Annotated in this window: 13 protein-coding genes and 4 tRNA genes; 3 read left to right on the forward strand and 14 right to left on the reverse strand. The window is 47.6% G+C overall.

From position 1 onward, the window contains the following. Positions 1-45: 45 nt before the first annotated feature. The 13 genes from rpoB to ADIS_RS19025 form a co-directional block, all read right to left on the reverse strand. Positions 46-3,921 (reverse strand): DNA-directed RNA polymerase subunit beta, encoded by a 3,876-nt coding sequence (gene rpoB, locus ADIS_RS18965; RefSeq protein WP_010856303.1) that lies wholly within the window; start codon positions 3,919-3,921, stop codon positions 46-48. 155 nt (positions 3,922-4,076) lie between these two features. Next, a complete protein-coding gene (gene rplL, locus ADIS_RS18970; RefSeq protein ID WP_010856304.1) occupies positions 4,077-4,460 on the reverse strand; it encodes a 50S ribosomal protein L7/L12 in 384 nt (127 codons plus the stop codon). A gap of 49 nt (positions 4,461-4,509) precedes the next feature. After that, the gene (gene rplJ / locus ADIS_RS18975) at positions 4,510-5,049 is read right to left on the reverse strand and encodes a 50S ribosomal protein L10 (RefSeq protein WP_010856305.1); all 540 of its coding nucleotides are present in this window, start codon (positions 5,047-5,049) and stop codon (positions 4,510-4,512) included. Positions 5,050-5,051: 2 nt separating this feature from the next. Then, entirely contained in the window at positions 5,052-5,750 is a 699-nt protein-coding gene (gene rplA, locus ADIS_RS18980; RefSeq protein ID WP_010856306.1) for a 50S ribosomal protein L1, read from the reverse strand. Between the two features lie 10 nt (positions 5,751-5,760). Continuing rightward, complete coding sequence (gene rplK / locus ADIS_RS18985; RefSeq protein ID WP_010856307.1) at positions 5,761-6,204, reverse strand: 50S ribosomal protein L11; 444 nt, start codon at positions 6,202-6,204, stop codon at positions 5,761-5,763. Positions 6,205-6,207: 3 nt separating this feature from the next. After that, positions 6,208-6,765: a transcription termination/antitermination protein NusG gene (nusG, locus tag ADIS_RS18990; protein ID WP_010856308.1), complete on the reverse strand. Its 558-nt coding sequence runs from the start codon at positions 6,763-6,765 to the stop codon at positions 6,208-6,210. Between the two features lie 18 nt (positions 6,766-6,783). Beyond that, the gene (secE, locus tag ADIS_RS18995; protein WP_010856309.1) at positions 6,784-6,972 is read right to left on the reverse strand and encodes a preprotein translocase subunit SecE; all 189 of its coding nucleotides are present in this window, start codon (positions 6,970-6,972) and stop codon (positions 6,784-6,786) included. Between the two features lie 91 nt (positions 6,973-7,063). Continuing rightward, positions 7,064-7,134 (reverse strand) — tRNA-Trp (locus ADIS_RS19000). A gap of 114 nt (positions 7,135-7,248) precedes the next feature. Beyond that, positions 7,249-8,436, reverse strand: coding sequence for an elongation factor Tu (gene tuf, locus ADIS_RS19005; protein WP_010856310.1), 1,188 nt, complete (start codon positions 8,434-8,436; stop codon positions 7,249-7,251). 59 nt (positions 8,437-8,495) lie between these two features. Beyond that, positions 8,496-8,567: transfer RNA gene (locus ADIS_RS19010), tRNA-Thr, on the reverse strand. Between the two features lie 31 nt (positions 8,568-8,598). After that, positions 8,599-8,671, reverse strand: a tRNA-Gly gene (locus tag ADIS_RS19015). 127 nt (positions 8,672-8,798) lie between these two features. Further along, a tRNA-Tyr gene (locus tag ADIS_RS19020) sits at positions 8,799-8,881 on the reverse strand. 138 nt (positions 8,882-9,019) lie between these two features. Next, positions 9,020-11,638, reverse strand: coding sequence for a M1 family metallopeptidase (locus ADIS_RS19025; protein WP_010856311.1), 2,619 nt, complete (start codon positions 11,636-11,638; stop codon positions 9,020-9,022). Between the two features lie 139 nt (positions 11,639-11,777). On the opposite strand from ADIS_RS19025, the gene ADIS_RS19030 reads away from it, so the two are divergent. From ADIS_RS19030 to frr, 3 genes are all read left to right on the forward strand, one after another. Next, on the forward strand, positions 11,778-12,272 hold the full coding sequence (locus tag ADIS_RS19030) for an acetyl-CoA carboxylase biotin carboxyl carrier protein subunit (protein WP_010856312.1): 495 nt from the start codon (positions 11,778-11,780) through the stop codon (positions 12,270-12,272). Positions 12,273-12,436: 164 nt separating this feature from the next. Then, positions 12,437-13,147: a UMP kinase gene (gene pyrH, locus ADIS_RS19035; RefSeq protein ID WP_010856314.1), complete on the forward strand. Its 711-nt coding sequence runs from the start codon at positions 12,437-12,439 to the stop codon at positions 13,145-13,147. Positions 13,148-13,158: 11 nt separating this feature from the next. Continuing rightward, positions 13,159-13,719 (forward strand): ribosome recycling factor, encoded by a 561-nt coding sequence (gene frr / locus ADIS_RS19040; RefSeq protein ID WP_010856315.1) that lies wholly within the window; start codon positions 13,159-13,161, stop codon positions 13,717-13,719. Positions 13,720-14,155: 436 nt separating this feature from the next. On the opposite strand, the gene ADIS_RS23475 is transcribed toward frr, so the two are convergent. Next, on the reverse strand, positions 14,156-14,479 hold a 324-nt coding region (locus tag ADIS_RS23475), incomplete at its 5' end, for a hypothetical protein (protein WP_238325458.1).

Below are 14,479 nucleotides of genomic sequence, written 5' to 3' on the forward strand. Positions count from 1 at the left end.
TTGTGTGAGTAGTTTTGAGGGCCTCTCAGCCCGTAATAGTCTTTTTTAGTCGAGCGTAATCTCCAAGGCAAGGCCTCTAAGCTCGTGTACCAATACGTTAAAGGATTCCGGAATATTCGGCTTGGGAAGATTCTCCCCTTTAACAATGGCCTCATAAGCCTTGGCACGGCCAATGACGTCATCCGACTTCACGGTCAAGATTTCCTGAAGGACATGGGACGCACCAAACGCTTCCAACGCCCACACTTCCATCTCTCCAAAACGCTGGCCACCAAACTGCGCCTTACCACCCAACGGCTGCTGGGTAATCAGCGAGTACGGGCCAATAGACCTGGCATGCATCTTATCATCCACCAAGTGTCCTAATTTCAGCATGTAAGCCACGCCAACAGTAACAGGCTGATCAAACTGCTTGCCGGTAAGTCCGTCAAACAGGTAGGTTCTTCCAAAAGACGGAAGTCCTGCCTCGGTAAGTTCGGCCGCTACCTCCTCGGTAGTTGCCCCATCAAAGATCGGCGTTGCATATTTCTTGCCAAGCCTCATGCCGGCCCAGGCTAGAACGGTCTCGAATATCTGGCCGATGTTCATTCGGGAAGGCACGCCCAAGGGGTTCAACACAATGTCCATTGGTGTTCCGTCTTCCAAGAACGGCATATCTTCGTCACGTACAATACGGGCGACAATACCCTTGTTACCGTGACGGCCAGCCATCTTATCCCCTACCTTCAACTTACGCTTCTTAGCTACATACACCTTGGCAAGCTGAACGATGCCCGCAGGCAATTCATCTCCCACTTCCAGCGTGAACTTGTCCCGCTTAAAGATGCCGGAAATCTCATTCCTTGCATTGGTGTAGTTTTTCACCAGTTGCTGTACCAGCGAATTGGTGTGCGCATCGTCAGTCCAATCGTCCAGGATAATATCCGAGATCAAATTAGCCTCCTCTGGCACGTTATAGTTGCTTTCGTCTCTGTAGGGGTTCTTGGCAGGGAAGAGGTTGTTATCTATATTCTGATAGTTAAACTTCATGCCCTTGCTGATGATCTCGTCCCCAAACTTGTGCCTAACACCATTGGAAACCTTGCCATCGAGCACCGTCACAAGCTTTTGGATCATCCGCGCGCGGATGGCCAATAGGTCCTTGCTGTACTTTTGCTTCAACTTCTCTACCTCAGCCTTTGACTTGGCACGTAGATCCTTGTCCTTTTTAGGTCGGGAAAACAGCTTGGTTTCTATCACTACTCCGTTCAGGGAAGGGGATGCTTTTAGAGAAGCATCCTTCACGTCTCCGGCTTTGTCACCGAAAATCGCACGGAGTAGTTTTTCTTCAGGGGTAGGATCAGTCTCTCCTTTAGGCGTGATCTTACCGATGATAATATCGCCTTCCTTAAGCTCTGCTCCAACTCGGATGATGCCATTTTCATCGAGGTTTTTCACTGCATCCTCAGATACGTTGGGAATCTCTGAAGTCAGCTCTTCCTCTCCTCGTTTGGTATCCCGTACTTCAAGCTGAAACTCCTCGATATGGATGGAAGTAAATATGTCCTCGCGAACTACCCGCTCGGAAATTACGATCGCATCCTCAAAGTTATATCCCTGCCATGGCATGTAAGCCACCAAAAGGTTTTTGCCTAGTGCCAACTCTCCCTGATTGGTCGAGTAACCTTCCACCAAGACCTGTCCTTTGGTCACACGCTGCCCTTTAAGCACGATGGGTGACAAATTGATGGTAGTGTCCTGATTGGTACGACGGAACTTCGTCAACTCATACGTCTTGTACTCATCACTGAAATTCACCAACAACTCATCGTCGCTTAGGTCGTATTTGATAACGATCTTTTTGGCATCCACGTAATCGATCACTCCATTAGCCTCGGCCAAAACCAACGCCCGGGAATCGATAGCAGCTTTACCTTCCAACCCGGTACCCACGTAGGGCGCCTCGGCTTTTAGCAACGGCACGGCCTGACGCTGCATGTTGGAACCCATCAGGGCCCTGTTTGCATCATCGTGCTCGAGGAACGGAATAAGCGAAGCCGCAACCGATACAATCTGATTGGGCGCCACATCCATATAGTTGATTTCTGTTGGCTCAAGTACCGGGAAATCCCCTTCGAAACGAGCTTTCACCCGATCGTTAACGAAATTCCCTACGTCGTCCAAAGGCGCATTTGCTTGGGCAATATTATTGTCATCCTCCTCCTCTGCGGTAAGGAATACAATGTCACTGGGATCCATGCTCACTTTACCCTCCTTCACCTTTCGGTACGGAGTCTCCAAAAAGCCCATGGAATTCACTTTGGCATGTACGCAAAGCGAGGAGATAAGGCCGATATTCGGCCCTTCAGGTGTCTCGATGGTACACAACCTACCATAGTGGGTATAGTGAACGTCCCGAACCTCAAAGCCTGCCCGTTCTCGCGAAAGCCCCCCGGGCCCAAGCGCTGAAAGACGACGCTTGTGCGTAAGCTCTGCCAGCGGGTTGGTCTGATCCATAAACTGGGACAACTGATTCGTGCCAAAGAACGAATTGATCACAGAAGACAAGGTTCTGGCGTTGATCAAATCCACCGGCTTGAAGTCCTCGTTATCCCTTACGTTCATTCGTTCACGAATGGTCCTTGCCATTCTGGCGAGTCCAACCCCAAACTGACTATATAACTGCTCCCCTACGGTTCTAACCCTTCTGTTGCTCAAGTGGTCAATATCATCGACCACCGCTTTGGAATTGATCAGTCCGATCAGGTATTTTACAATCGAGATGATATCCTCGGTGGTCAATACAATCTTCTCAGGATCGATGTCCAGCCCAAGTTTCTTGTTGATACGGTAACGGCCCACTTCTCCAAGGTCGTACCGCTTATCCGAGAAAAACAACCCATGGATTACCTCCCTTGCGGTCGCTTCATCGGGTGCTTCTGTATTACGAAGCTGCCGGTAAATTACCTCTACCGCCTCTTTTTCAGAGTTGGAGTTGTCTTTCTGAAGCGTGTTGTAGATAATGGAATAATCGGCCACGTTCACATCTTCCCTATGCAGGATGATGCTCTTTGTAGAGGAATCCAAGATCAGTTCAACATCCTCTTCAGTGAGGACAGAGTCACGCTCCAACAACACCTCATTCCTGTCGATGGATACTACCTCCCCGGTATCTTCATCTACGAAATCCTCCACCCAGGTACGAAGAACACGGGCTGCCAGCTTCCTTCCGATTACCTTTTTAAGCGTAGACTTATTGGCATCCACCTCTTCTGACAAGCCGAACAGATCCAAAATTTCCTTATCCGAGCCATATCCGATTGCACGAAGCAGTGTGGTAACGGGAAATTTCTTCTTCCGGTCTATGTAAGCGTACATCACGTTGTTGATGTCCGTCGCAAACTCGATCCAAGAACCTTTAAATGGAATAATCCTGGCCGAATAAAGCTTGGTACCATTGGTATGTTTGCTCTGCGCAAAAAACACACCCGGAGAGCGGTGCAATTGGGAAACAATCACTCGCTCGGCTCCGTTAATGACAAATGAACCCTTCTCGGTCATATACGGAAGGTTTCCTAGGAAAACTTCTTGTTCGATGGTCTCGAAGTCCTCGTTGTCTTCGTCTGAACATAACAAGCGAAGTTTTGCCTTCAGGGGAACGGAGTAGGTAAGTCCTCGGTCTATACACTCGGACACGTTGTACTTCGGAGGATCAACGGCATAGTCGATGAATTCAAGGGTAAAATTCTCCCGGGAATCGGAAATCGGGAAATTTTCGGAAAACACCTTGAAGAGACCATCCTGTCTTCTTTTTTCGGCAGGGGTATCCAGCTGGAAAAAATCCTTGAATGATTGCAGCTGAATGTCAAGAAAATCAGGATAGTCTTTGACTACCTTTATAGATGAGAAACTTTTCCTTGCGGTTTGATTCTTGATAGCCAAGGCAGTATACGTTTATAGTGATAATAAATATGAATTAAGGACAAATAACACTATAAAAAGTGCAATTTATTTATTGTCCATAAACAGGAAAAGACCTGACTAAACAGTCAGGTCTAATTTTGACAACCAATCCCAACCAGGAATGGTTTTTCAAATTACTTCAATTCAACTTCAGCCCCAGCCTCTTCAAGTTGTTTCTTAAGTGCGTCAGCTTCGTCTTTGCTAACACCTTCTTTGATTGCTTTAGGAGCACCGTCTACTACTTCTTTCGCTTCTTTCAGTCCAAGACCGGTCAATTCTTTTACAAGTTTAACCACGGCCAATTTCTGTCCGCCAGCAGCTTTCAAGATAACGTCAAAAGAAGTTTTTTCTTCTTCAGCAGCAGCTTCACCGCCACCGGCAGCACCACCAGCTACTACAGTAGCAGCAGCCGCAGCAGGCTCGATTCCGTACTCTTCTTTCAAAATTGCGGCTAACTCATTAACCTCTTTTACAGTCAAGTTAACTAACTGCTCAGCGAATGCTTTAAGATCTGCCATTGTATAGGATATTTAATTGTTTGTTTTTTAACTGATTTGAATAAATAACTTAAGACTCTTTCTCGGACAGGGTTTTGACAACCCCCGCAAGGATGTGCTGACCGCTTTGAAGTGCGGAAAGAACATTTTTCGCAGGCGACTGCAACAGACCGATGATTTCTCCGAGGAGTTCGTCTTTGGATTTTAGGTTGGATAGAATCTCCAGGTTGTTCTCGCCCAGAAATATATCTCCATCGATTGATGCTCCCTTGAATTTAGGACGGGTTTCCTTCTTGCCCAGCTTCTTTCTGAATTCCAATAGTGCCTTGGCAGGAAGATTTCCGGCTTCCTTCGTAAAAAGGATACCTGAGAACCCCTTCAGAGCTGCGTCGTTCAATTTGGAAAAATCCGCATCCAAGCTTTCAAGTGCCTTTTTTACCAACGTGTTTTTATACACCTTGTATTCCAGCCCTTTCTCGAAGCACATCCTCCTGAACGCGTTTACCTGAGCTACAGAAAAACCAGACGCATCGGTTACATAAAAATGCGGGTTCTCCTTAAACTTCTCGGTAAGCTCATCAATGATGGATTTTTTCTCTTCTCTTGTCATGATTATATACCTTGAATACTAGATTTATCGATGATGATACCAGGGGACATCGTACTGGACAAATGGATACTACGGAAGTAGGTACCCTTTGCAGCGGAAGGCTTCAATTTCGAAACGGTCTGGATCAACTCCATTGCATTTTCCTGTATCTTCTCAGGAGTGAAAGAAACTTTACCAACACTAGCATGCAGGATTCCAAACTTATCCACCTTGAAATCAATCTTACCAGCTTTCACTTCCCGTACAGCCTTTCCTACGTCCAGGGTTACCGTACCGGATTTTGGATTTGGCATCAATCCCCGAGGGCCTAATACACGTCCCAATCTACCGACCTTCGCCATAACGTTCGGCATGGTGATGATGACATCCACATCAGTCCATCCGCCTTCAATTTTGGCAATATAGTCATCCAGGCCAACGTAATCTGCACCCGCATCTTTTGCCTCGTCGACTTTATCGGGAGTACATAGTACGAGTACTTTCACGTCCTTTCCTGTACCGTGTGGCAACGCCACAACACCACGCACCATCTGATCGGCCTTACGTGGATCTACACCCAGTCGGATGTCTATATCCACCGACGCGTCAAATTTCGTGTTGGTGATTTCTTTCACGATGCTAGAGGCCTCAGCCAGTGAGTAGGCTTGGCTAGGATCATATTTAGAAAGAGCTTCTTTTTGCTTTTTTGTTAACTTAGCCATATTTCTCTATTTAATCCTCCCAAGGAGCTTTCCCTGAAACCGTAATACCCATGCTTCTTGCAGTTCCCGCCACCATTCGCATGGCCGCTTCGATTTCAAACGCATTCAAATCGGGCATTTTTACCTCTGCAATGGTCTTCACCTGATCCCAGGTAACAGAACCCACCTTTTTCCTGTTTGGCTCCGCAGAACCTCCCTTCAATTTTGCCGCATCCAACAGCATATTCGCAGCGGGAGGAGTTTTTACGACAAATTCAAAGGACTTATCCGAGAAAACCGTGATAAGAACAGGCAGAACCTGCCCCATCTTGTCCTGCGTTCTGGCATTGAATTGCTTACAGAACTCCATGATGTTCAAGCCCTTGGAACCAAGAGCAGGACCAACTGGAGGAGACGGGTTAGCTTGGCCACCTTTCACCTGTAATTTCACATAACCAGTGATTTCTTTTGCCATTTCCTAGTCTTGTTTTTCTACTTGTATAAAGTTTAATTCTACCGGAGTGTTCCGACCGAAAATCTTAACCATAACATTAAGCTTCTTCTTGTCTTCGAACACTTCCTCTATCATCCCCGAGAAACCACTGAAAGGACCGTCCATTACCTTTACGGTCTCTCCAACTATAAATGGTGTATCCATTTTCTCTGCAAACTCATCAATCTCCTCAACACGACCCAAAATCCTGTTGACTTCTGATTGGCGTAATGGCTCGGGGGTTTTGGAAGCTCCCCCCTGGTTTGACCCTAGAAAACCGATCACTCCTGGGATACTCGTAATCACATGGTTGGCTTCGCCGTGGCTGAGATCTGCATGGACCAACACGTAGCCGGGGAAGAAATTCCTCTCCCTAACCCGCTTCTTGCCATTGCGCATCTCATACACCTTTTCGGAAGGTATCAATACCTCCGGAATATATTCCTCAAGTTTTTGCCTGGCAATTTCGTTGTCTAAATACGTTTTAGCTTTCTTCTCTTGCCCGGCTACTACCCTGAGGACATACCATTTCTGCTCAGCCATTATGTAATTTTGATTCTATTAGAATAAATCATAAAACCACTTCATAACGCTCTCGAATGAAAGATCGATGAGCCCTATTACCAAGGCGAAAATCAACGACGCTACCAGCACCAAGACAGCACTGTTTTGCAATGAAGCGTACTTAGGCCAGGTGACCTTGTTCTTCATCTCGTCGATGGATTCAACTACAAAATTCTTGACGTTCATGTAACTTGATTTTAATAGACCCCGCCTTCTCTGTGCGACAGGCATCCAACCTGAATCAACCTGTCTTTGAAAGTGCTTTATGGTTCTTTAGCACGGGCAGAGAGATTCGAACTCCCATCAACGGTTTTGGAGACCGCTATTCTGCCATTGAACTATGCCCGTAGACAATCCCTCCAATTACGGAACGCAAAAGTAGGCATAAATGTCCTAAGAAACAAATGCGATTCCGAAAAAATTCAGAATCGCACCTGCTTTTTATCGTATAAAACGAATGTATTAATCCAAGATTTCAGTCACCTGACCGGCACCTACGGTTCTACCACCCTCGCGGATAGCGAATCGAAGTCCCTTCTCAAGTGCAACCGCATTCAAAAGGTTAACCTCGATGGTGATGTTATCACCCGGCATAACCATTTCCACGTTGTCTGGAAGTTTGATTTCACCGGTTACGTCAGTAGTTCTTAGGTAGAACTGAGGACGGTATTTGTTGAAGAATGGTGTGTGACGGCCACCTTCCTCCTTGGAAAGTACATAAACTTCCGCCTTGAAGTGGGCATGAGGCTTGACGGATCCAGGCTTACAGATAATCATACCTCTTCTGATCTGAGATTTTTCAATACCTCTAAGCAACAAACCTACGTTGTCACCAGCTTCACCACGGTCAAGAATCTTACGGAACATTTCCACACCGGTAACAGTAGACTTCAAGCCTTCTGCACCCATACCGATAATATCAACTGGCTCACCAGAGTTGATGACTCCTCGCTCTATTCTTCCGGTAGCAACCGTACCACGACCTGTGATAGAGAACACGTCCTCAACCGGCATCAAGAATTCCTTGTCGATCGCACGCTCAGGAAGAGGAATATGGTTGTCCACCGCATCCATCAATTCCATTACAGTAGCTTCCCACTTTTCTTCACCGTTCAATGCACCGAGGGCAGAACCAGCAATTACAGGGATATTGTCTCCGTCGAATTCATAGAACGAAAGCAATTCTCTCACTTCCATTTCAACCAATTCCAACAGTTCGGGATCGTCTACCAAATCCACTTTGTTCATAAACACAACCAACGCAGGTACACCTACCTGACGCGCCAAAAGGATGTGCTCCCTTGTTTGGGGCATAGGACCGTCTGTAGCGGCTACGACTAGAATAGCACCGTCCATCTGCGCAGCACCCGTAACCATGTTCTTCACATAGTCAGCGTGACCTGGACAGTCTACGTGTGCGTAGTGTCTGATCTCAGTTTGATACTCAACGTGAGAGGTGTTGATAGTGATACCTCTTTCTTTCTCCTCAGGAGCGTTGTCGATAGAAGCGAAATCTCTTAATTCAGAAAGACCCTTTCTAGCCAATACGGTAGTAATGGCAGCAGTCAAAGTAGTCTTGCCATGATCGACGTGACCAATCGTACCTATATTAACGTGTGGTTTGGAACGGTCAAAGGTTGCTTTTGCCATGCGTGAAAATCCTTTGTTTAGTTGTTGATAAAATTTTCTTTGTTTGTATCAATGTATCGAGCCAACGACGGGATTTGAACCCGTGACCTCTTCCTTACCAAGGAAGCACTCTACCCCTGAGCTACGTCGGCTGGTAACATTATTATGCCTATAAAAGCATAGAGCGGGAGACGAGGCTCGAACCCGCGACCTGCAGCTTGGAAGGCTGCCGCTCTACCAACTGAGCTACTCCCGCTTTTAATTTTTTGATTGAAATCCAAGTCTCTAAATCCCTCTTTTTCAATCAGCCCGTAAATTTACACTTTTTTTCTCAGATTAATCTAGATAGACTGAAGAAAAAAACAGCATTTTTCTTTGGATCGTGGGGGAAACAGGATTCGAACCTGTGAAGACATAAGTCAACGGATTTACAGTCCGTCCCAGTTGGCCGCTTTGGTATTCCCCCAACTTTTTTCGCTTGGACAACAGTTAATTGTCTTAACGGATGGCAAAATTATAGCCTTTTCCTAAACATTCAAAACAATCCAAAAAAAAATGTACCGTTTATACACACGCAATAAGTAGTGGTATCATAATCAGCCCATTAATTTTCTTCCAGGTACGGTTCGAGGAAAAACTGTTGATAATTCCGAACCAATTCATCTGTCTCCTCGGCATGGATTTTTACCACGCGTGCCAATACCCCTTCCTCGTCTATGAAACCAAAAAGCGACTGAAATGCAGTAAGCCGGATGTAATTGGCAGGATGCTCCCCGGCTAACGCAAGCAGCCTTTCCAACCCTGCCTCCCGGTCTGTATCGGGAACACTCGCGAAATAATCTCCATAATAGCCAACAAAATAATACAAGGATTCTCCCCCAAGCTGATCCAGCTTGGCATTGAACCAATCATCGTAACCGGATAGACCCTCGGAAGTCAAAAAATCCGCTAAAGGAACTGCGATCCGGATACTACGATCGTCCCTCAACTTCCCGAATAACGCCAACTTCTGATCCAGCTCCCCCGGCATATCCATTATAGCGGTTAGGGCAGCACCTGATACCACGTAGGAAGGCTCCTGTACCAACTGCTGAAACAATCCGGCATATTTCTCAGCATTGAGCTCGGCAAGTAGGGCAATAGCGGATGCCCGTACCTCGTGGCTGGGATCTTCATTGGCAATCCGCACAATGGCTGCCTCCAATGTCGCACTTACCCGTTCCTTCGACATCACCTGGGGCAAACGCGTCAGTGCCAGTCCCCTCACCTCCGAAAAACCATCCGCCAATGCCTCGACAATAAGTGCCGTTCGATCCCCCCTATCCAGATAATCCGACGTGAGGCTGTCCAGCGCTTCCAAGCGGGCGACTCCGGACCGGGCCCTGGCGAATTGCCTGCTGAGCACATCTGCACCGCGAGCGGTCCGCTTTTCGGCCAACAAAACCATATCCTCGTCCACGATTACGGCTTCTGTGCCGGCACCATTCTCTAGGGCAAACTGCTGCACACCCCGATCCAATACCAACTCGCGGTCTATTACCTCCCCATCCTTGTAGATGCTTACTTTAAACGGGATGCGGTAAAGTGGAGTGGTGCCCAAATCCTGTCGCTGAGCCACCGTAAGCAAGTAGCTTTCCGGATTGGACGTATCCATCTGAATGTCTAGGACCGGATGGCCGGAAGCCAAAAACCATTGGTTAAAAAACCAATTCATGTCCCTGCCGGTGACTTCCTCAAAAGCCAACCGCAGATCATGGATCTCTACGCTCGAAAACGCGTGCTTTTCAAGATAATGCTTTAAGGAGGTAAAAAATGCCTCATCCCCCAAATGGCGCCGGAGCATGTGTAAGATCCTCCCACCCTTTGCGTAGCTGTGGCTATCAAACATGTCGTCCTCGTCATGGTAATGAAACCGGATCAGATCCTCCTGCTTTTCCTCCGCCTCGTACATGTATTGCTCCATGGCCGCAAGGTGGTGCATGTCTGCTTTGTCTTTCCCTTCCTTGTATTCAAACCACAGGTACTCGGAATAATCGGCAAAGGATTCGTTCAACGGTAGATTGGACCAGGACTCGGTAGTTACCAAGTTGCCAAACCACTGATGAAAGAGCTCATGCGCGATGATATAATCCCATTCGCTATCCAAGGCTTCCCGCTCATCGAGGTTCAGCCCCTCCATAAAAATGGACACCGTGGTGTTTTCCATCGCTCCGGACACAAAGTCCCGAACCACCACCTGGTCATATTTTTGCCACGGATACGCCACGCCCAAAAGATCGGAAAAGAACGTCAACATCTCCGGGGTATGCGCAAACACCTTGGCCGCCCCACGCTCAAATCCTTTTTCGACGTAGTAATTCACCTCAATGTCCCGCCAACGATCAGAAATCTTGGCAAAATCCCCCACTGCTACCGCCGTCAGATAGGGGGCATGGGGCATATCCATGACCCAATGATCCGTCCGGGTGCCATCTCCGTGCTGCACCTGTTCTACCAGGCGTCCATTGCTTATGGTAATATCGGAACTATCCACTCTAAAACGGATGTCATGGGTTTGACGCTCATTTGGACTGTCGATCGTCGGAAACCACTTGGAACTAAAGGAGGTTTCCCCCTGTGTCCACACCTGCCTAGGCTTATCCTCAGATCCGGTTGGATTGATAAAATAAAGCCCTTTGGTATCCGTCACCGCTTTTCCCCCTACCTGCTGCGTCTCTTCAGGTTTTGCGGTATACCGTACACCTAGTAGCAGGGTGTCGGTCTGGGTGTAGGCGCGTGGTAGGAATACCGTCACCTGCTTGCCATCGTATTTGAAATTGAGGGGTCTTTGCGCAGTTCCCTCCTCCAACCAAATATCGTGTAGGTCAAAGTCCTTTGCATCCAATACCAACTCCTTTTGCTCAAAAAAATAGGGCTTCAAACGAAGGGACGCCGTCCCGTTGACCTGTCGAGCGGCATAGTCAAAGGATAAATCCAAACTGGTATGCAGCAGGTCAAAAGTCCTTTCCCTACTTTCACGGTACTCGCTCAGCCTTCGCTCCAAGCTGTCCAAGAGGAAACTGGGCGCCGGAGAAGCGTGCACGAGAGGTGCGCTGCCCAAATCCGCTTGGGACACCTGCGGTGCCGGACTTCCTTTGGAGACAGTGGTTTGGTTGGTTTTACAGGATAAAAATAAACCAAAAATAAGTGCGGCTGCCAAGCCGGTATAGATCGATCGTTGCATAGTCGGTTTTGGGTAAACCTCATAAAATGGCACATTTTATACGCTCCTATGTGCCAAATTGGTTAATTTTGATTTTCTTTCGCGTAAGCAAGACAAATTTACATGCTAATTGGTTTCCACCGTTCCGAAAAATCAAAAAATGTACAAAGTAACTTTGGGTAAACAGACGGTTTCCGTGGAATCGACCGGGAACCAATACACCGTTGAAGGGTCACCGCTGGAATGGGATATCCGTCGGATAAAAGAAAACCATTTCCATATCCTATACAAGAACAGATCGCTCAACCTAGAGGTAATCGGATGGGATGAACCGCAAAAAATACTGCGTGTCAAATTGAACGGGCGCATGGCCGAATTGGAGATCAAAGATCCCCGGGATCTCTTGCTGGAAAAACTGGGCATTCGCGACACCCGCTCCTCGTTACACTCAGACATCAAGGCACCCATGCCTGGGCTCATCTTGAAAATACCGGTAACCATTGGCCAGTCGGTTGCCAAAGGGGACACCCTTCTGGTACTTGAAGCCATGAAAATGGAAAACGTCATCAAATCACCTCAAGACGGAACCATAAAAGCAATCACCGTAAGCCAAGGACAAAGCGTGGAAAAAAACCAATTGCTCGTTCAATTTTAGGGGATACATTTAGTTTTCTTGCCACAAGAAATTATCTTTGTCCGATTTAAAAAATGCAGCCCCCAAGGGCTACGACTTTTACCACTCATTTCGGTTTTGGCGGCATACGGCTTGGGGATCCTTTTTGGAGCTATCTTTGGAACGAATTTACAAAGCAAAAAAGAATGAAATACAAACGAATACTCCTGAAACTTAGTGGCGAAGCCTTAATGGGTGGACAGTCCTATGGGATAGATCCGCAACGACTCCAACAATATGCAACGGAAATCAAAGCCGTTCATGACAAAGGGGTTGAAATCGCCATCGTAATCGGAGGGGGAAACATTTTTAGGGGCGTACAGGCTGGAAACGTCGGTATAGACCGCGTGCAGGGTGATTACATGGGCATGCTCGCCACGCTCATAAACGCCATGGCGCTACAGAGTGCCCTGGAACAAAACGGCATGTTTACCCGCCTGATGTCAGGTATCAAAGTGGAGAGCGTTTGCGAACCCTTTATACGCCGCAGGGCCATCCGTCATTTGGAAAAGGGCCGCATCGTGATTTTTGGGGCCGGGATCGGTAACCCGTACTTCACCACCGACTCTACCGCGAGCTTACGGGCCATCGAGATCGAAGCAGAAGTGGTATTAAAGGGCACCCGGGTAGACGGCGTATATACCGCAGATCCGGAGAAAGACAAGACGGCCACGCGGTACACGACGATTTCCTTTCAGGAGGTCTACGAAAAAAACCTGAACGTCATGGATATGACGGCCTTTACGTTATGTCAGGAAAACAACCTGCCCATCATCGTATTTGACATGAACAAGTCCCAAAACCTGATAAACCTCGTAGAGGGTAAAGACGTTGGAACCTTAATAACCTCAAACTAAGCGCTACAAACATGGAAGAGATTCAGTTATTCTTGGAGGAAGCACAGAGTTTAATGAAAAAAGCTGTGGACCATACCGCTGCGGAGTTGGTAAAAATCCGTGCGGGAAAGGCCATGCCGAATTTTTTGGACGGCATCATGGTGTCCTACTATGGTTCCCCCACCCCCCTGCAACAGGTCTCCTCGATCACTACCCCCGACGCCCGTACCCTTGCCATCAAGCCCTGGGAGCGAACCCTCATCGGTGAAATAGAAAGGGCCATCATCAATTCAGACTTGGGTCTAAACCCGCAAAACAACGGCGAGATGGTGATCCTGACCATCCCCCCTCTTACCGAGGAGCGGCGTAAAGCCTTGGTAAAGCAGGTAAAAAACGAGTGCGAAAACGGGAAAATCAGCATTCGATCCATTCGTAAAGACACCAATGAGAGCCTTCGTAAGCTCCAAAAAGACGGCGCACCCGAGGACGAGGTAAAGCGCGCCGAGGATTCCGTGCAAAAATTCACCGATAACTATTCGGTCAAGATCGATGAGCTCTTCGCCAAAAAGGAAGAGGAGATCATGAAGGTGTAGGGAAGATCGTCGAACTGTCGGATCGTTTTTTTTGTCGCATCGTTTGACTGTCGAATCGTTGTTATTGTCAAATCGTTTGACCGTCGAATCGTGGGATCGTTGGCTTTTCGGAGCGAAACTAATCTCGCTCCGTCATTGCGAGGCTTGGAGAGAGATTTAAGACGTTAGATATCGGACAAAAGCCGAAGCAATCTCTTTTGTAGACGTAAGATTTAAGACGCAAGACGTAAGAAGGGTGGGTGTCTTTTGTCTAATCGTTTGATCGTCGAACCGACGAATCGGTGGCTTTTCGGGGCGATACTAATTTCGCTCCGTCATTGCGAGGCTTGGAGAGAGATTTAAGACGTTAGATATCGGACAAAAGCCGAAGCAATCTTTTTTGTAGACGTAAGATTTAAGACGCAAGACGTAAGAAGGGATTTTCCAATCGAATACGCTACGGTTCAACAGTTCGACGATTCGACAGTACTAAGGAGATATGAGAAGTTAGATGTGAGAAGTTAGATGTGATTTTCTCTCGATCCAACGGTTCAACAAAAAACGAGTCGACAAACCGATGGCGCGCCTCGGAACCGCTTCCACCCGGCATCCATGGGTTTTGGCGGTACGGGGTTTGAAGAATTGTCTCTACCGCTGGCCAAAACAGGGAAGGGTCATGGTTCCTGACCCCCGGGCTGGCACCCGGGGTTATTGATGTTCGACCGCCTTCGGGGTCTTTTTTCTCGATCTGACCTTTGGGGTTTTTAGAACCCCGAAGGTC

The organism is Lunatimonas lonarensis, assembly GCF_000390185.1.
Lineage (GTDB): Bacteria > Bacteroidota > Bacteroidia > Cytophagales > Cyclobacteriaceae > Lunatimonas > Lunatimonas lonarensis.